The organism is Neorhizobium sp. P1_A6 (assembly GCF_056406795.1).
Genome location: NZ_JBFTZM010000001.1, coordinates 272,642 through 291,657 on the forward strand (window position 1 = coordinate 272,642; position 19,016 = coordinate 291,657).

General features: G+C 61.3%; 13 protein-coding genes and 1 pseudogene. 1 reads left to right on the forward strand and 13 read right to left on the reverse strand.

The features are described from left to right. Positions 1-15 precede the first annotated feature (15 nt). The 7 genes and pseudogenes from AC1D3C_RS01190 to AC1D3C_RS01220 form a co-directional block, all read right to left on the reverse strand. Positions 16-732 (reverse strand): annotated as a pseudogene (locus tag AC1D3C_RS01190) (sensor histidine kinase); the annotation flags it as partial. Next, entirely contained in the window at positions 716-2,236 is a 1,521-nt protein-coding gene (locus AC1D3C_RS01195; protein ID WP_051900666.1) for an ATPase domain-containing protein, read from the reverse strand. The gene AC1D3C_RS01195 and the pseudogene AC1D3C_RS01190, both read right to left, overlap by 17 nt. 121 nt (positions 2,237-2,357) lie before the next feature. After that, positions 2,358-3,422, reverse strand: coding sequence for a DUF2218 domain-containing protein (locus tag AC1D3C_RS01200; protein WP_040125588.1), 1,065 nt, complete (start codon positions 3,420-3,422; stop codon positions 2,358-2,360). Beyond that, complete coding sequence (locus AC1D3C_RS01205) at positions 3,419-4,246, reverse strand: ABC transporter ATP-binding protein (RefSeq protein ID WP_040125589.1); 828 nt, start codon at positions 4,244-4,246, stop codon at positions 3,419-3,421. The genes AC1D3C_RS01200 and AC1D3C_RS01205 overlap by 4 nt, the downstream gene beginning before the upstream one ends. Further along, positions 4,243-5,277 carry a FecCD family ABC transporter permease gene (locus AC1D3C_RS01210; protein WP_040125590.1) on the reverse strand — a complete coding sequence of 345 codons (1,035 nt, stop codon included), beginning with the start codon at positions 5,275-5,277 and terminating at the stop codon, positions 4,243-4,245. Before AC1D3C_RS01210 ends, AC1D3C_RS01205 begins: the two co-directional genes overlap by 4 nt. Before the next feature lie 2 nt (positions 5,278-5,279). Further along, positions 5,280-6,323, reverse strand: a complete 1,044-nt coding sequence (locus tag AC1D3C_RS01215; RefSeq protein WP_477481587.1) for a FecCD family ABC transporter permease — start codon at positions 6,321-6,323, stop codon at positions 5,280-5,282. After that, entirely contained in the window at positions 6,320-7,300 is a 981-nt protein-coding gene (locus AC1D3C_RS01220; RefSeq protein ID WP_437179081.1) for an ABC transporter substrate-binding protein, read from the reverse strand. The genes AC1D3C_RS01215 and AC1D3C_RS01220 overlap by 4 nt, the downstream gene beginning before the upstream one ends. A gap of 293 nt (positions 7,301-7,593) precedes the next feature. On the opposite strand from AC1D3C_RS01220, the gene AC1D3C_RS01225 reads away from it, so the two are divergent. Continuing rightward, positions 7,594-9,726 carry a TonB-dependent siderophore receptor gene (locus AC1D3C_RS01225; RefSeq protein WP_040125593.1) on the forward strand — a complete coding sequence of 711 codons (2,133 nt, stop codon included), beginning with the start codon at positions 7,594-7,596 and terminating at the stop codon, positions 9,724-9,726. 76 nt (positions 9,727-9,802) lie between these two features. Here AC1D3C_RS01225 and melA (AC1D3C_RS01230) read toward each other — a convergent pair whose 3' ends face one another. The 6 genes from melA (AC1D3C_RS01230) to melA (AC1D3C_RS01255) all read right to left on the reverse strand — a co-directional run bounded on the left by melA (AC1D3C_RS01230) (position 9,803) and on the right by melA (AC1D3C_RS01255) (position 18,823). Then, positions 9,803-11,173 (reverse strand): alpha-galactosidase, encoded by a 1,371-nt coding sequence (gene melA / locus AC1D3C_RS01230; RefSeq protein ID WP_477481588.1) that lies wholly within the window; start codon positions 11,171-11,173, stop codon positions 9,803-9,805. 25 nt (positions 11,174-11,198) lie between these two features. Continuing rightward, positions 11,199-12,866, reverse strand: a complete 1,668-nt coding sequence (locus tag AC1D3C_RS01235) for an ABC transporter ATP-binding protein (RefSeq protein ID WP_477481589.1) — start codon at positions 12,864-12,866, stop codon at positions 11,199-11,201. Between the two features lie 10 nt (positions 12,867-12,876). Further along, positions 12,877-14,025 carry an ABC transporter permease gene (locus tag AC1D3C_RS01240; protein WP_040125595.1) on the reverse strand — a complete coding sequence of 383 codons (1,149 nt, stop codon included), beginning with the start codon at positions 14,023-14,025 and terminating at the stop codon, positions 12,877-12,879. Between the two features lies 1 nt (position 14,026). Continuing rightward, entirely contained in the window at positions 14,027-15,034 is a 1,008-nt protein-coding gene (locus AC1D3C_RS01245) for an ABC transporter permease (RefSeq protein ID WP_040125596.1), read from the reverse strand. 113 nt (positions 15,035-15,147) lie between these two features. After that, positions 15,148-17,235: an ABC transporter substrate-binding protein gene (locus tag AC1D3C_RS01250; RefSeq protein WP_040125597.1), complete on the reverse strand. Its 2,088-nt coding sequence runs from the start codon at positions 17,233-17,235 to the stop codon at positions 15,148-15,150. A 121-nt stretch (positions 17,236-17,356) separates the two neighbouring features. Beyond that, a complete protein-coding gene (gene melA / locus AC1D3C_RS01255; RefSeq protein ID WP_040125598.1) occupies positions 17,357-18,823 on the reverse strand; it encodes an alpha-glucosidase/alpha-galactosidase in 1,467 nt (488 codons plus the stop codon). Positions 18,824-19,016: the final 193 nt, after the last annotated feature.

Genomic DNA, 19,016 nt, shown 5'->3' on the forward strand with positions numbered 1-19,016 from the left:
TCCGCGTTCGGCGGCTTGGCGCATGCCGTCCATCAAGCGTTTTCGCCTGGCCGGGTCCGTCTGGCGGTCGAGCATTTCCAGTCCTCCGGAAATCACCATCAGCAGATTGTTGAAATCGTGAGCGACGCCCCCAGTCAATTGGCCGATCGCTTCGATCTTCTGGGCTTGCCGAAGCTTCTCCTCCACATGCGCCCGCACCGTCATCTGGTCGCGCAGGGCCTCGTTTGCTGCTTTGAGTTCCTGGGTGCGCACGATGACCTGCTTCTCCAGTTCCTGGGCGGCCTGCTCGCGCTCTTCCAGCAGCGTACGCAGTTCCAACTGTCGGGCTCGCGCGCGAAGCGCCGATTGGATCGTGCTGACAAGGGTCAGAGCCTGGATCGGGCGCTCCAGAAGGGACACGTTGCGCAAGGAATCGATCAGTTTCTGCCGCCATGCCTCGATGCCGGTCTGCTCCTGGCGGCTGGTCAGCAGGATAAAAGGAAGATCCGACCATGGCGGCTGGTCGGCAACCCATTTGAAAAGCAAACTCGCATCTTTTCCGAACAGGGCCTCTTCGGCAATAAATGCGGCTGCAGCGCCGGTCTGCAGTGCTCCCGTGAGGTTTTGAAGATCGTTACAGGCCTTTGCCGCGATGCCGCTTCGATTGAGCAAGCCGACTGAGGCGGCCGCATCTCTGCCGACCGGAGCAAAGACAATAACGGGTTCTGGTTGGTCTTCACCTGGCGCCATCATTTCCGTCTGCTGAACTCGTTACAGGAGCGGCTGAAAAATACGGCGAGCCGGCTAGCACGCCGGTGAACTCGAGCGTCGGCGGCCCGAGTTTGATGCCATTGTCGGACAGCCTGAACTCGCGCACGCTGTGCTCGTGCCTGCCGCTTCGCTTTTTCACGACGGATATCGCTCGGCGCACGGTGCCCTGCACTTCGAAATACCGCAGCATGATGACGGAATCGCTGAGATAGCTCAGGTCGAGCGGAGCCTCGAGCGGGCCCACGAGCCCATGCTGTGCGAGGACAAGGATGGTCAGTACGCCACGCTGGCCAAGGTAGGTCAGCAGTTCGTGCATCTGCAGGACCAGAAAACGCTCGTCCGGCATCGCATTCATGTAGCCATTCAAACTGTCGATGACGACGACGCGCGCGCCGTCGACCTCCACGCTTTTCTGGACGTTGGCGGTAAACTCCCCTGGAGATAGTTCCGCAGGATCGATCTGCTGCAACCGGATCAACCCGCTGTCCAGATGGGTTTGAAGATCGAAACCCAAGTTCCTGGCCCGCGCCTGCAGCGTTCCACGCCCCTCATCGAAGGCATAAATGACGGCATGTTCGCCGCGGTTTGCCGCCGCCAAGGCATAGGTCAGGGCAAGTGACGACTTTCCTACCCCGGCGGCCCCCAGGAACAGGACGTTGGTACCTCGCTCGAGCCCGCCGCCCAGCATGTCGTCGATTTCCTTGTTCCCGCTGGAGGTGAACTCGTCGTCGAAAGCCTGATGATGCTCCGCAGCGATGAGGCGCGGAAAAATGTGGAGACCACCCTTCTCGATCGTGAAATCATGGTAGCCGCCGCGAAACTTGATGCCACGCATCTTGACGACCCGCATGCGGCGCCGTTCTGCGCCGAAGTCGATCGCCAACTGCTCCAGCAGCACGACCCCGTGGGAAATCGAATGGAGTTGCAGGTCGTTCTGTTGAGACGACAGATCGTCAAGAAGGATGACGGTGCACTGCCGGCTGGCGAAGAAGTGCTTCAGCGCCAGGACCTGGCGCCGATAACGCAGCGGACTGTGAGCGAGGAGGCGCAATTCGGAAAGGCTGTCGATGACCACGCGCCTCGGGTTGAGTTCGGAGACGCGATCGAGAATGAGCTTCGTCGTCTCGTTGAGCTCCATTTCCGCCGGATGGAAGACCGTCAGCTCGCGGTCGGGGTCGAGCGTGGTCTCCGGAGGGACGAGTTCGAAGACCTCGATACCCTTGAGCGACCAGCCGTGACGGGAGGCGACAAGCTGCAGCTCGCGTTCCGTCTCGGAAAGGGTGATGTAAAGCACCTGCTCTCCCTGGCGGACACCTTCGAGCAGAAATTGCAGGGCGATCGTGGTCTTGCCCGTGCCAGGCCGGCCCTCGTAGAGATAAAGCCGGTTTTCATCGAGGCCCCCGTCGAGGATGGTATCGAGACCGGGCACGCCGCTCGAGATACGCGGAGGGTCGACAAACTCCGCCTCTTCGAACCGTTCTGTCATGTTCAACCTTTGCAGTGGAAACCCTTGAACAAGATCATATAGATTGCGGCGGACAAGCCTCAAGAGGGGCCGCCGAGGTATGCCGGACGGCTTTCGAAAGGCTCGCCCGCCCCACAAAGCATCAGGCGGAATGTTGTTCCCAGTACCAGGCCACATACATCATCTTTTTGTCGTGCCGGCGGCTTTTCAGGAGGGCGCGGATGGAACGGACGTCCTCTTTTTCGCAGGCGACCCAGACGAAGGTCTCGTCATCGACGGAGGCGATCGCCTTCTTGGCTTCCTCTGCAAGAATGCCTTTGGCTCCAGCCGGATAACTCCGCCGATGCAGCCAGCGGACTTCCAATGAACCCGCCGACGGAAGCGGCTGTTCCTCCGCTTCATCCCGCACTTCGATGATGGCCTGCATCCGGGTGCCCGGCGTCACCTCGGCCGCAATTCGGGCGATGGCGGGAAGAGCACTTTCGTCGCCGACCAGAAGAATGGACTGTGCCGCCGGAAGGCTTCCTCCTCCCGGCCCGAGCAGCGCTACTTTTTCTCCGGGCTGCACGTCGCGGGCGAATTCGGCTCCAGGTGTCGCCACATGGGAGGACGGATGTTGCAGGAAGTCGATCCACAATTCCCGGCGTTCGATATCGACGGCGCGGATCGTGTAAATGCGAACCAGAAGTTCGTCTTCTCCCTCGGGCCAGGCGACACGGCCGTCTTGGCGGATCCCCGGCCACACCGGCGGCCTGCCCTTCGGGGGAACCAGAAGGCGGACGTGCATGTCGCCACCGACGAACGGCGCTATATCGGCGCAAGCAAACTTCACCCGCCGCATGTGAGGGGTGACATCCTCCGCCGAGACGACCGTCACCTCGTGGATATTCGGCAGCACCGCGAGGGACGAATGCTCGGACCACGTCAATTCAAGAGAATCCTCTCCTGCAAAATAGAACAGGTGCTCTGCAATCATCGTCTGATTCAGCTGCAACGCCGCTTGCGACTCGCATGCCAGTTCGATCAGGAGCTTGCTGTCTGCCAGCCGAATGCTCGTCGTGCTGTTCTTGCTCTTCAGCAGAGCGTGGTCCTTGCTCCGCTGCACGTCGGCATGCTCGATGAAGTGCTCGCAGATTTCGTCGAGCATGCGTTCGGCATCCTTTGGCAGTGCGACGCCGGACAATTTGAGCGGATGAACTGCATTCATGACCGGTTCTCCTTTAGATCCTGCCCCTCCGCCATCCGATGGCGGCCGATCGGCAGCATGATCGGCCGGCCCGATGTGGGGTCGGTAATGACGCGGCTCTCAAGCCCGAAGACCTGCCGCACGTTCTTTTCCGTCAATACGTCCTCGGGCCTGCCGGCGACATGCACCCGCCCCTCGGCGATCGCGACGAGGTAATCCGCATAACGCGCCGCGAGATTGAGATCGTGCAGGACCATCACGATGGTGGTTCCCCGTGTCTGGTTGAGATCGGTCAGCAGATCGAGAACTTCGACCTGGTGATTGATGTCGAGAAAGGTCGTCGGTTCGTCGAGCAGCAGAACCTCCGTCTGCTGCGCCAGCGCCATGGCGATCCAGACGCGCTGGCGCTGCCCACCTGAAAGCTCGTCCACCGGCCGCTCGGCAAGCTCGACGGTTCTGGTCACCGTCAGCGCACTCTCGACGGCTTCGTCGTCCTTGCGCGTCCAGCGTGAAAGCAGGCCTTGATGCGGATGCCGCCCGCGGCTGACGAGATCGACGACGGTAATGCCCTCCGGCGCGATCGGCGACTGGGGAAGTAGCCCCAGTGTCCGGGCCAGCTCCCGGGATGGGATACGATGGATCGATTTGCCGTCCAGCAACACATGCCCCTGGCTGGGCGAGATGAGCCGGGACATGGTGCGCAAGAGCGTGGACTTGCCGCAGGCATTGGCGCCGACGACAGCGGTAATCTTGCCGGACGGCACCGTAAGATCCAGCGCGTGCAAAATTTCGGCATCGTTATAACCGGCCGAAAGCCGGCTCGCGGTCAGAGAATGAACAGTCATAGCGAGCCTCCCATCCGGTTGGCGCGCACGATCTGATAGATCAGATAGGGCGCGCCGAGTGCTCCGGTCACCACACCCACCGGATAACGGCTTGGCAGAAGGAATTGACCGACATAGTCCCCGCCCAGGACGAGTATCGCCCCGATCAATGCCGCCGGTATCAGCAACGATCCGTTACGTCCGATGACCCGGGCGGCGATCGGTCCGGACAGGAAGGCGACAAAGGCGATCGGCCCCGCCACCGCCGTCGCGGATGCGATCATCCCGACCGCCGCAACCATGACCAGCATTCGGGTCCTTGCCACCTTGACCCCCAAGGCCGCAGCCATGTCGTCGCCCAGGCGAAGTGCCTCCAGGTCGCGCCCCCGGCTGAGCAGAAGTCCGCCAAATGTGACCAGCACTAGGAGAAGCGGAAGCGCCTGGCCGAGCTGCGCGCCGTTGACGCTGCCGGTCAGCCAGCGCATGGCCTCCTGCAGGTTCCAGGCGGGAGCGCTGGAGAGGATATAGGCGACGACGCTTTCCAGCATGGCCGAGACGCCGATCCCGACGAGAATGAGCCGGGTCCCCGCAACCCCGTTGCGGAATGACAATGCGTAGATCAGCAGCGCCACGGCAAGGCCGGCGCCAACCGCCAGGACCGAAACGATCGGCCCGCTCAATGACAGGACAACGATGGCAAACACGGCCACAGCACTTGCGCCCGAAGTGATGCCAATGATGTCCGGGCTGGCCAGCGGATTGCGCAGCATGAGCTGGAACGTGACGCCGCCGAGCCCAAAGGCCAGTCCGGCGAGAACGGAAAGGACCGAGCGCGGCAGCCGCAGCTTGCCGACCGTAAAGGCAGCACCTGCGACATCCTCCCCGAGCAGGACGCGCATGACGTCACCGGGCGGCGTGAAGGACTGGCCGAGCGACAGGGTCACCGCAAAAAGAATGACGAGGACAGCCAATAAAATGGTTGTCACGAGAACATGCCGGCGCGTGCGCCGGCGGCGATTTTCAACGATGAGACCAATAGTTGGGGAAAGCACTGTCACAGTTCTCGAACCCGCTGCCGCCTGACGATCCAGATGAAGAACGGAGCCCCGACGAGGGCCGTGATAATTCCAACGTCGATTTCGGCAGGTCTGGTGGCGATACGCCCGACGACATCCGCCGCCAGCAGCAGGCAAGCGCCGCCAAGCGCGGAAAACGGCAGCAACCACCGATGATCGATCCCGACCAGCAGACGGCAGGCATGCGGTACGACCAGTCCCAGAAAGCCGATTGGCCCGCAGACTGCCGTTGTTGCCCCACACAGGAGAATGGCACCAAGCGAGGCGACAGCGCGGGCCACGGCGACGTGTTCCCCGAGCCCTGCCGCGACATCATCGCCCAAAGCCAGTGAATTCAGCTTTCGCGCCGACAGAAGGCTAACCACGAAACCGGCGGCAAGAAACGGCAGGACCGGAACAATGCGCTCGAAGGTCGCGCCGCCCACGCCGCCGATCTGCCAGGAGCGGATGCCGCCCGCGATATCGGCGCGCGGCAACACCACGGCAATCACCATGGAGGAGAAGGCAACCGACGTTGCGGCTCCGGCCAGCGCCAGCTTCAACGGCGTCGCCCCGCCGCGCCCGAGCGATCCTATCGTGTAGACGAAAACCGCCGAACACCCGGCTCCGAGGAGCGCAGCCCAGATATAACCCTGCGCGGAGGACATATCGAACAAGACCACGCCGGTCACGACGGCCAGCGATGCCCCCATATTGACGCCGAGAATGCCCGGATCGGCGAGAGGATTGCGGGTGACGCCCTGCATGATTGCCCCGGCAAGCCCGAGCGCGGCTCCAGCAAGTACGGCAAGCACGGTCCTCGGGATACGCACGCTCACTGCTGCCTGCCCGATGCTGTCGATCCGCCCCGCGAGTGCCGCGACGATATCGCTCCAGGCCACCTCACGGGTGCCGACCGTGACGGAGAGCGCACAGAGAGCGGAAAGGGTGAGGACCAATCCGGCTAGCCAGAGACCGCGGGTCCGGTTCGAACGTCGAGAGACGAGCGACCGAGAGAACGATCGTATGCTGCCGACCGTCATTTGGGTTTTCTGGCCGCGTCCGACAGCAGATCCACATAGTCCTTCAAGACCCATGAGATCGAAAGCGGTGTCGGATTTGCCGCGGTGCCGATCGGGTTGCGGCCGAGCATGACGAGAGCGCCCTTGTCCACAGCCGGCATTCTGGACATCAAGGGGTTCGCCGCCAGCGCATCGAGCAGTTTCCGGTTTCCATAGGTGACGACGATATCGACGTCGTCGAAGACGTCGATGCGCTCGGCGCTGACAGAGCCTGCGAATTTCCCCGACTTCGAAGCCTCGACGACGCTTCCGGGGGACTTCAGACCAAGATCCGCGAAGAACCTCACCCGGGTATCGTTCGTCGTATAGAAGTTGACGGTGCTCAGGTCAGTCGCATCGAGATGGGTAATGAACATCGCGGATTTACCCCGGAGCTCAGGATGCCCGCCAACCACTTTGGCGATGTCGGCTTCGATCCTTGCGATCGACGCCTCGCCTTCGGAGGCCATGCCCATGCCAGCGCTGTTCAGGCGGATCATGTCACGCCAGTCGGTCGACCAGGGCGCCTCGGGATAGGCGACGACCGGGGCGATCTGGCTCAGCGTGTCGTAGTCCGATTGGCTCAAGCCGGAATAGGACGCCAGGATCACATCGGGCCTTGTGGCGGCGACCGCCTCGAAATCGATACCGTCCCCTTCATCGAAAAGCACGGGCTTGGCGGCGTGGAGCGCTGCCAGCCTTTCGGCGACCCAGGGCAGCACGCCATCGCCGTCGTCGTCGCCGAAATTGGCCCTGGCGAAGCCGACAGGCACGACACCGAGCGCCAGCGGTACTTCATGGTTCGCCCAGGCGACGGTCGCTACCCGCGCAGGCTTTTGGGGAATGATCGTCGTGCCGAACGCATGCTTGATGGTGACGGGATAGGTTGTTCCTTCGGCAGCCCGGGCGCCTGCCCCGGCGCTGCCGAACGCAACAATCCAGATGGCTATCGCCGCCATTTTCACGGCCGAAAGCAGTAACCGCAGCATCGTCAAACTCCGCAGACCTCAAGTGGACTTTCACTTTCAGGTTAAGAGAGCCACGTCAACCGCCCTCCAGGCCTGCACCGACAAGAGCACTGAGATTCCCGTGGGATCCTACAAAGCTTGAAGAATTTACAATACTGGACAATCATGCTCAAGTTAATAGCGGCCCGGGGGCGTACCGGACCAGGATGTCGTTCGGGATGATTCCCCCAGATCTGGCATCAGTCTCGGCGATCTCTCGCCTAATCAACTTCTGGAACGTGAATATGGACAACGAAAGAACAAGCGCTCGCTCGAGACCGGCCCTTATCCGCTACTGGAATGCCGTCCTTCTGGGTTGCACGGCGCTTGTCGCCTTCACGCCGACCTTAGCGCTTGGCCAGGAAAGCTCGAACGCCGATACGACACTCGCACCGATCGTCATCCAGGGCAGCGGCGCCAGCCTCGATACCGACAACGATTCGAAGTCGATCGTCGCGACGAAGACGACCGGCGTCGGCAAGATGCCGGCGGATATTCTGGAAACGCCCGCGTCCGTCTCCGTCATCACGTCCAAGGAAGTCCGGGAGCGCGGTGCGGACAGCATCGAGCAGGTCGTGCAATATACCGCCGGCGTGGTCACGGACTATTACGGTTCGGACGACCGTTACGACTATTTCAAGATCCGCGGTTTCACGCCCTTTACATATCGCGACGGGCTAGTCATCGGCAGAACCTGGAGCGGGATCCGGGAAGAACCCTTTGCCTTCGAGCGCATCGAGGTACTGAAGGGCGCCAACTCGACGGGCTTCGGGGTTTCCGATCCCGGCGGTTCGGTGAACTATGTCACCAAGCGGCCGAAGAGCGAACGTTTCGGCGAGATTTACGGCACCGGCGGTTCCTTCGGCCACAAGGAGACCGGTTTCGACTTCGGCGACAATATCACCGAGAATGATACCCTCTCATACCGCTTGACCGGCAAGTTGCAGCGGTCGGACGCCGAGTACGACTACTCGCAGGATGACGAAAACTTCATCATGGGTGGCCTGACCTGGCGCCCCACGGCTGCGACGAGCCTCTCATTCGTCTTCGATCATCTCGACAAGGACGGCACACCCAGCAGCGGCGGCCATCCGAGGGGGACGAATCTCGACAGGGATCGCTTCTTCGGCGAGCCGGACTACAACTACGATACGACGAACAGGAACACCTACAGTGTCACGCTCGACCACGATTTCGGGAATGGCCTGACCTTCAACGCCAACGCGCGCTACAGCAAGTCGGATACCGGATTCGGTTATGCCTATATCTACGATGCGCTGGGTGCTAACGATCCCACGGGCATGGTTGACCGAAATTACTTCGGCAGCGACAAGTCATCCGAACAATTCATCGTCGATGCGCATCTGCTCTACGAGACGAATTTTAACGATGTGGAAAGCCGTACGCTGCTCGGCGTCGAGTATAACAAGTTCGAGTCGAAGAATGACAGCTTCTACACCGCTGCTCCGGCCATAAACTGGCAAAATCCGGTCTATTCGGGCGGACCCGGATCGCTGTCGCCGTACGCCAGCGTGGCCAGCGACCAAAAGACCAAGGCGATCTATCTGCAGCAGGATCTGACCTTTTTCGACAAGCTGACGGCGAGCATCGGCCTGCGCAACGATTGGCTTGACCTCAAGGAAACAGACCGGCTTACAGGCACCTCGGCGTCTGGCGACTTTAGCGAATTCACCAAGCGCTTCGGCCTGAGCTATAAGCTCACCGGGGAACTTGCGGCCTATGTCAGCTATGCCGAATCCGTCGCGCCGCCGAGCGCGGGTACCGAGCCTACGCTCGGCACGCAGTATGAAGCCGGCATCAAATATCGCCCGGATGCCTTCCCCGCCCTGTTCACCGCTTCCGTCTACGACCTGACGATGGAGAACATCACGACCTATGAAGCTCCGACGTACCTGCCGGCGACGGTCGACAAGATCCGGCATCGTGGTATCGATCTCGAGGCCAAGGCGGAGGTGACGAGTAATATCAACCTCATCGCATCCTATTCCTATATCGACTCAAAGATCGTCGAGAACGGCGGCTCCTACGATGGCAAGCGCTTCGCCCAGGTTCCGCAGCACCTGGCCTCGATCTGGGGCACTTATACGGTAGAAGGCAACGGAAGCCGCGGCGATATGACGTTCGGGCTCGGGGCTCGTTATACGGGTTCGTATTACTTCGACAACGCAAATAGCCGAAAATCGGACGGTGCCATCGTCTTCGATGCCGCCTTTACCTATAAGATCCAGGAGAACACGACACTCCAGGTGAATGCCAGCAATCTGTTTGACGAGAAGCATATCGCCAACGATGACGGCGGCGCCTATTATTATAATCCCGGTCGCGCAATCTACGCGACGCTGCGCCAGACGTGGTGATCCTCCGGTCCTAGGACAAAAAGTCCCGCGGCAAGGCCGCGAGACTTCTTGAGGCGCTGGACCGGGAGGGAGTTGGTCAGGCAGCCTGAACCTTGCGGCTGGCGCGGGCCCAGGCCGGCAGCCAGTCGCCGTGAGCGGCAAGCAGCTCGTCTGTCATCGCCCAGATCTGGTCGAGATCGAGTTCCGCCGCTGTATGCGGGTCCATCATTGCAGCGTGGTAGATGTGCTCGCGGTTCTCGGTCATCAGTGCCTGAACCGTCAACTCCTGGACGTTGATGTTGGTGCGGATCAATGCCGTGAGCTGCGGCGGCAGGTCGCCGATGAAGGTCGGCTGGATGCCCGACGCGTCGACCAGGCAGGGAACCTCGGCTGCGCAATTGTCGGGCAGCGAAGTGATGCAGCCATTGTTGCGCACGTTGCCGTAAATGACGGAGGGTTCGCCGGTCCAGACCGAATTGATGATCGACGAGGCATATTCCTTCGACTGCGCGACCTCGATCTTGTCGGCTGAACGGTAGGCTTCCGCCTGCCCCTTCCAGCGGGCGATCTGCTCGATGCAGCGCTTCGGATATTCGTCGAGAGGGATGCCGAATTTCTCGATCAGGTCCTCGCGGCCCTCCTTAATAAAGTAAGGCGTATACTCGGCGAAATGCTCCGAGCTCTCGGTGACGAAATAGCCAAGGCGGGTCAGCATCTCGTAGCGCACCTTGTTCGGGCAGCGCGGGTTCCAGCCGGGCTTGGGCGCGCGGCCTTCGCGATAGGCACGGACCAGATCCGGATAGAGATCTTTGTAGGAGCCATCCGCCTGGCGATGCTCGAACTTCAGATAGAAGGCCATGTGGTTGATGCCGGCCGAGCGATAGCGGATCTCCTCATAGGGAATGTCGAGGTCATGCGCCAATTCCATTGCCGTGCCCTGCACCGAGTGGCAGAGGCCGACCTGCTTGATCGCGGGGTATTTCTCCGAAATCGCCCAGATGTTGATCGCCATCGGGTTGACATATTGCAGCATGATCGCCTCGGGGCAAACGGCGAGCATGTCCTCGCAGATCTTCCACAGATGCGGCACGGTGCGCAGGCCACGCATGATACCGCCGATGCCGAGCGTGTCGGCGATCGTCTGACGCAGGCCGAACTTCTTGGGGATCTCGAAGTCGGTCACCGTGCAGGGTTCGTAACCGCCGATCTGGAAGGCCACAACGACGAAGTCCGCGCCCGCCAGCGCCTTTCGCTGGTCGGAATAGGTCTCGGCTTTCGCCTTGGCGCCGAGTGTTGAAATCAGCTTGTTGACGACGATTGCGCTTTCTTCGAGACGCTGCGGATTGATGTCCATCAAGGCGAAGGTGGCGCCCGACAGCGCCGGGCGCTGCAGGACGTCGCCGATGATATTCTTCATGAAAACGGTCGAGCCTGCTCCGATAAATGCGATCCTGGGATTTCGTGCCATTATAACCTCCGGCATTCGGCAATCATTATGCTACCTCGAAAGCGGCCTTGACGAGCCGTTCGGTGTAGGCGGTCTTGGGGTGGGATAGAACTTCGTCGACGGGACCCTCTTCGATGATCTTGCCGTGCTGCATGACAATGACCCGGTGGCAGAGGGCACGCACGACCTTCAGATCGTGCGAGATGAAAAGGTAGCTGAGGCCCCGCTCGTCCTGCAGCTTGCGCAAGAGTTCGATGATCTGCGCCTGAACCGAGAGATCAAGAGCCGAGGTCGGTTCGTCGAGCAGGATGAACTCAGGCTCGAGCGCGATGGCGCGGGCAATGGCGATACGCTGCCGCTGGCCGCCCGAAAACTCGTGCGGGAAGCGCGACAGGATGTTGCTCGGCATGCCAGCTGCGATGAGCGCCTCGCGCACGCGGTCGAGCCGTTCGGCCTTCGTCGCGCCGAGCTTGTTGACGACAAGCCCTTCCTCGATGATTTGGCCGATCGTCATGCGCGGATTGAGCGACGAGAACGGATCCTGGAAGACCACCTGCATGCGCGAGCGCAACGGCCGCATTTCGATGCGCGAACGGTCGTGGATCGGCTGCCGGTCGAAATAGATTTCGCCGCTGTCGGTGTCATTCAGCCGCAGAAGCGCCTGTCCGAACGTCGTCTTGCCCGAACCGGACTCGCCGACGAGCCCCAGCGTTTCATGGCGGCGAAGCGTCAGATCGAGGCTGTCGACCGCGACAAGCTCCTTCAGCTCCGGCTTGAAGAAGGTGCCATGGCGCAGCATGAAGGAGACGCGCACCCCCTTGGCGTCGAGAATGACGTCAGAGCCCTCCGGCAGCGGATTGGCCTGGCCGCGGGGCTCGGAGGCGAGCAGGTGCTTGGTGTAGGCATGCTGCGGATTGGCGAAGAGCTTTTCGGTGATGTTGTGCTCGCACATCTCGCCATGCTGCATGACATAGACATAATCGGAGAACTGCCGCACGACAGTCAGGTCGTGGGTGATCAGGATCACCGCCATCCGCAATTCCTTCTGCAAGTTGCGGATGAGGTTGAGGATCTGCGCCTGCACGGTGACGTCGAGTGCCGTCGTCGGCTCGTCGGCGATCAGCACGTCCGGATTGTTCGACAGCGCCATGGCGATCATCACGCGCTGACGCTGGCCGCCGGAGAGCTGATGCGGATATTGCCGCAGGCGAGCTTCCGGATCGGGAATCTGCACATGCCTCAGCAGTTCAAGCGCACGGGCCTCGGCCTGTTTCCGGCTCATCCGGCGATGCACGCGAATGGCTTCAATGATCTGGCTGCCGATCGTGTAGATCGGGTTCAGCGAGCTCATCGGCTCCTGGAAGATCATCGAGATACGATCGCCGCGCAGCTTGCGGCGCTCACGTTCGGAGAATTTCAGGATATTGGCGCCGTCATAGGCGACGGTCGATTGCGGCGACACCACGGCGCGTTTCGACAGCAGCCCCATGACGGTGCGCGCGGTTACCGATTTGCCCGATCCGGATTCGCCGACGATGGCGATCGTCTCGCCGCGGTAGAGCTGGAAGGAGATATCCTTCACGGCCTCTACCGTGCCGTGCTCGACCTTGAAGTTCACGGCGACGTTGCGGGCATCGATGATTGGCTGTTCCGTACGGCCGGCATGGTCGAGGCGGATGGGCGGGGCGAAGCTGTTGACGAGTGCGAGAGCCATCTGGACCACCTCAATAAGGATCGACTGCGTCGCGCAGCCCGTCGCCGAGCGCATTGAACGCAAAAACCGTGATGAGCACGAAGCCGACCGGCGCCAGGATCCAGGGATAGGTGCCGATCACGGAATAGTTTGCCGTATCCTGCAGCATCAGTCCCCAGGAGATCAGCGGCGGCTTCACGGCGAAACCGAGGAAGCCGAGGAAGGACTCGAGCAGCACGACGCTCGGGATATGCAGCGTGACGGCGACGATCACGTGGCTCATGACGTTCGGAAAGATGTGCTGGAAGATGATCCGCCGGTCGGTCGCGCCGACGGCCATGGCCGCCCGGACATAATCGATGCGGGCGAGCGCCAGTGTCTTGCCGCGCACCTCGCGCGACATCTGCGCCCAGCCGAGCGCCGACATCACGACGATGACGAAGCCGAGGAAAACGTTGGTCGGCGCCGTCACCGGGATGAGCGAGGTCAGCGCCAGATAGAGCGGCAGCTGCGGAAAGGCGAGGACGACTTCGACGAAGCGCTGCACCCAGGTATCGAACGAACCGCCGAAATAGCCGGATACCATGCCGACCGTGGTGCCGATCACCGTGACGATGAAGACGACGGTGAGCGCGATCGTCAGCGAAATCCGCGAGCCGACGATGGCGCGCGACAGCACATCGCGGCCGAACTTGTCGGTGCCGAGGAAATGCACCGGCTGGCCGGTGGTGGAACCGAAGAAATGGCGGTTCGCCGGGATCAGTCCGAACAGCCGGTACTCGGCGCCTGCCACGAAGAAGCCGAGACGGTTCGGGTTGTCGTAGTCGGGACCGACGACCGGCTGAAATGTCACGGGGTCGAGCTCCGCGGACTCGGTCTGTCCATAGACGCGCGGCTGGAAGACGATGTTGCCGTCCTTGTCGTGAAAGCTCATTATCTGCGGCGGGGCAAAGCCGACATCCGTTGCCTTCGGATCCATCGGCGCAAAGAACTCAGCGACGATCGCCATGATCAGCAGCAATCCGACGAGGATGAGGCCGATCATTCCGGTCCAGGAGCGCCGCAGCCGGCGCCAGACGAGCGCCGTGTAGCTCTCATTGCCGTGCGGCGCGTTCTTGGCCGTCTGTTCGAGGGACATCTGCCCGTGGGGCAATGGCGGGGAGGAGTCGAAGGCGAGCATATCAGGCTCCTCCGTAGGCACGGACGCGCGGGTCGAGCATCGCCAGAAGCATATCGGCGATGATGTTGCCGACAATGAGCGTGGCCGAAAGCACCATCATGAAGGTCGCCGTCACATAGACGTCGCCGACGGCCATCGAACCGACGATCGCCGGCCCGACGGTCGGCAGCGAAAAGATGATCGCCGTCTCGATCTCGCCGGTCAGCATGTAGGGAAGCACGACGCCCTGATACATGACGAGCGGGTGCAGGGCATTGGGCACGGCATGGCGCATGACGACCGCACCGCCCGAAAGCCCCTTGGCCCTTGCCGTCTCGACATACTGGGCGTTCAGCGTATCGAGCAGGTTGCCGCGCATGACGCGCATGTTGTAGGCGAGCCCGCCGAAGGTGGCGATCGCGACGACCGGCCAGACGTGTTTGACAAGGTCGGCGAATTTCGCCCAGGACCACGGCGCGCCGCCATATTGCGGCGAGAAGAAGCTGCCGATTTCAGAAACGTTGAGCTGGAAGACGAGCAGGTAGACGATGATCAGCGCCATCAGGAAGCGCGGCACCGTCATGCCGAGAAATGAGATGCCGGAGAGCAGGCTGTCGATCCAGGAATATTGCCGGGTTGCCGCCCATATGCCGAAGCCGATGCCGAGCACCGACGCAAGGATGTGGCAGACCAGCGCCAGGAGCAGCGTGCGCGGCAGGCGTTCGCCGACGACGTCGGCCACCGGCTTGTTGTAGAACATGCTGTAGCCGAAATCGCCCTGTGTAACGATGCCCTTGATCCAGTTGAAGTACTGGATGGCCATCGGTTGATCGAGGCCGTGGGCGATGCGGTAGGCCCGAGCCTGTTCGTCGGCCTGTGCGAAGGACGCGCCGCTCTGGTTGATCAGCTGCGAGCGGATGTAATCGGCATAGTCACCGGGTGGCGCCTGGATGATCGCGAAGGTCACGATGCTCAGAATGATCAGGACGGGGATTGCGGTCGCTATGCGCACGAGCAGGAATCGTAACATCGGACGGTTCGCTTCTCCTTGCCGCCAGTCGCGCCTGTCGGTGCGGCCGGCTTGTTGATCTTGCCCGGCCGCGCTTCACGCGCGGCCGGAGTCCTCGGTTGGGAGGGGAGCTCTTAGTTGATCGGGCCCTTTTCGCCCGGCTTGCCGGGCAGCCTCTCGGGGAACAGCTCATATTTGCCCTGCTTGTCGGCAGCGACCCACAGGCGCTCACGGATGACGGAGTCCTCGGCCCAGTTGAACATGAAGATCGGTGTTCCTTCCGGCACATTCGAGAAGCGCTTGTTGATGATCAGCGCACCGGGATATTCCGTCAGTCCGATCGTATCGACATTCTCGGTTGCGATCTTCTGGTACTGCTTCATCAGGTCGACGCGCTGGTTGTTGTCCTGACTGGTCTGGAACTTGGCGACGATAGCCACCAGCTTTTCTTCGTAGGGCATCAGGTCGAGTTTGCCGTCTTTTCCGGCGCGGTGGTGCCAGCTCGTGCGCGGACCGACAGGTGCAAGCTGCTCGGTGTTTTGAACCACGGAGGCAAGTTCCGGCATGTTGCGCTGGATCAGCCAGTCGAAACGGCCGCTATAGTGAGCGTCGTCGCGCTTCGGACCATCGAGCGCATTGAGGATGACCTTGATCCCGAGCTTTTCCATCTGGCCGATGACGCCTTCCGCGAGGCTCTTGTCGGTCGCGTAGCCGTTGTTGACCAGAAGGACGATCTCGACGTCCTTGCCGCCGACGGTTCCGGCGGGGAAGTTCACGAAACCGTCGCCGTCGGTATCCTTGAGGCCGGCCTTCGCCAGCAGCGCCTTGGCGCCATTCAGATCGAAGGGGTAATAGACCACCGAGTTGCGGTCGTAGAAGCTGGTGCCCGAGGACAGGCCACCCGGATAGATCGCGGTGAACGGACCTTTGACCAGCGAATCGCCAATCGCCTTGCGGTCGAGGCCCATGGTGATCGCCTTGCGGAAATCCTCGTTGCGGTTCAGCTCGCGAACGGCCTGGCCGCGCGCGTCTGGCTCGCCCCAGCCGTTACCGGACAGGTTCATGCGCATGTTGTAGCCAATCAGGCGCGGGCCGAAGGCAAGACGTGCCGGGGCGGTCTTCTCGGCGGCGCGCTTCAGCGATGCCACGAAATTTTCCGGCTGCTCGAGGTTGGAAATGTCGCCGGATCCGGCAACGGCCTGTACGTCGCGGTCGGCCCAGGTCGACAGCTTGTAATGCAGTTCGTTCAGATAAGGGAGTTGATTGCCCTTCTCGTCGACCTTCCAGTAGTATGGATTGCGGCGCATCACGATGATGTCGTCAGGACGGTATTCGACCGGCACCCAACCGCCCATCACCGGCATGTTCAAAAATTCCGGCGGGAACGCATTCTTGAACTGATCGTAGGTATTTTTCGAATATTTCGGATGCTGCGGCTTCAGGATATGCGACGGGCCCGGGCAGAAGCCCGGATAGGCCATCGTGTAGAGATATTGTTTGGGGAAAGCCTCCTTGAAGGTCCACTCGACGGTATAGTCATCGATCTTCTGAAGTGTTGTCCCCTGGCCGAACGCTTCAGGCGATGCGCCGCCGCCGAGCGGCGAGACATTCGGGTCGATGACCTCGTCTTCCCAGTAAAACATGATGTCGTCGGCATTGAAGGGAACGCCGTCGGACCATTTCGCGCCTTCGACCAGATGCATGGTGAGTTTATGACCGTCCTTGGACCAGTCCCAGCTCTTGGCAAGGTTCGGCAGCGGCTCGGTATCCTTGGCTTCCACCTGGAAGAGCGGCGCGGTGCGCGTCAGGCACTCGGACAGGCCGATATCGATGCCGCCCCAGCCCTGGGTCTGGCCGGCGCCATAGTTCCACCCTTCAGGCCGGCCGCCGATGACATGCCGCAGGGTATCGCCATAGACGCCGGGGCCATCCACCATGTTCTCCGTCTTGAAGACGAGCGGCACCTTGGGCAGGCGGTCCTTAACGGGCGGCAGCTTGCCGCTGTCGACAAAGTTCTTCGTCACCCAATCGGGCTCATGATAGGTGGGCAGCGCCTTGAACTCCTCAATGGAATCCCTGGACACGTATTTGATCTTGCCTTCCGCCGGGAACTGCGCCGGAACGGGCGGAGCAGTGGGCTCGGAGGCATAGGCGCTCAAAGCCGAGACCGAGACGCTCAGCGCCAGTCCGGCAAGACTGCCAAGGTTGCGGAAATTTGTCATCGTTTCTCCCTCTTGTTGCGGAGCACTTTGCAATACCCCGGTTCTCCTCAAACGATCCGGATGCGGGCTTGCGGCAATAGGCTCCCTCCCGGAGCCCCATCGCCGCCCATCCTCCGAAATTTCAGACAGCCTGCTTGAGCGCCGCCTTTTCGGCGCGCAACTCGTCGATCGAGCGGACGTTGCGGCGTGCCGCCCCGGCCCAATCGCGGGTCTTCACCGTCGATTTGGCCAGCCGCTCTTTGGCCGCAGGAATGGCATCGGCATATTGCGGCAACCAACCGGCCTGGGCGACGACCATCTCATCGACCATCTGCCAGACTTCCTCCGGCGTCGAGATGGCGCCGACCAAGGGGTCGTGCAGGACCGCCAGCTTCAGGAGGTCGATATCGCCGCTGATGGCTGCGTGCACCGACATGCGCTGCACGTTGATCGAGGCGATGCAGGTCGCTGCGCAGGCTTCCGGGATCGTGATGCCGGAGACCATATTGATACCGAAGCGGTCGACAAAACCGGGCGACTCGACAATCGCATCGGCCGGCAGGTTGGTGATGATACCGTTGTTTTTGACGTTGAAGTGGCCGCGATAGACGCGGTTGGTTTCAAGCGCTTCGAGAATATGGCTCGCATGCTCGTTCGAGCGCTTGGCTGGATCGATCGGCTTTTCGGCCGAGGCGAGGAACTGCGGGAATTCCGTTTCGAACCAGTTGCGGGTTTCCGTCGAGTGCCTGAGGTAACCGCCGGTCTCGCCATGGATCCAGTCGGACATGTCGATCCATCTGGTGATCTCTTCCGGCCGCTTGCGATACCAGGGCAGGTATTCGGACAGGTGGCCGTTGCTTTCCGTCGAATACACGCCGAAGCGCTTCAGGACGTCGATACGCAGCTTCTCCTGCTGCGAGAAAACCGGATGCGCCTCGAAGGCTGCGACGAGTTCGTCCTTGCCGATCTTTCGGCCGTTGAGGCGCAGATCGACGAACCATGTCTGATGATTGATGCCCGAGCAGATATAGTCGAGTTCGGAGCGCGACTTGGCGCCGAGAACCTCGGCGATCTGTTCTGCCCCATGCTGGACACCATGGCAGAGGCCGACGGTATCGACCTTCCCGTATTCGATCGCAGCCCAGGTGTTCATCGCCATCGGGTTCGCGTAGTTCAGGAATTTCGCGCCCGGTTCGGCGACTTCGCGGATGTCCTTGCAGAAATCGAGGATCACGGGGATGTTGCGCTGGCCGTAGAGAATGCCGCCGGCGCAGATCGTATCCCCGACGCACTGGTCGATACCGTATTTGAGCGGGATGCGGATATCGTCGGCATAAGCTTCCAGGCCGCCGACGCGAACGCAGCTGATGATGTAGCGGGCACCCGTCAGCGCCTCGCGACGGTTGGTGGTTGCCGTCACCCTGGTCGGAAGCCGGTTGGATTCGACGATCTTGTCGAGGATCGCCTTGATCATCTGGAGGTTATGCTCGTTCATGTCGGTGAGCGCGAATTCGATATCCCTGAATTCGGGAACGCACAGGATGTCGGTGAACAGCTTTTTCGTGAAGCCGACGCTGCCTGCGCCAATGATAGCGATTTTGAAGCTCATGATCCTGACCTCGATGCGATGAAAATGCCGGCGTTGGGGATGAGAAGAAGAATAGCCGCCGGACTTGCGCGCAGCGCCAAAAAAGGCCAGAAATCCGGCTTATTCCCCTCCCCGCCGTTCCTCGATGCTGGCGGTGTTCTCTCTCTCGGGGGCAGATTATGCGCAAATTCGGCGGGGCCGCCAGAGAAGGATT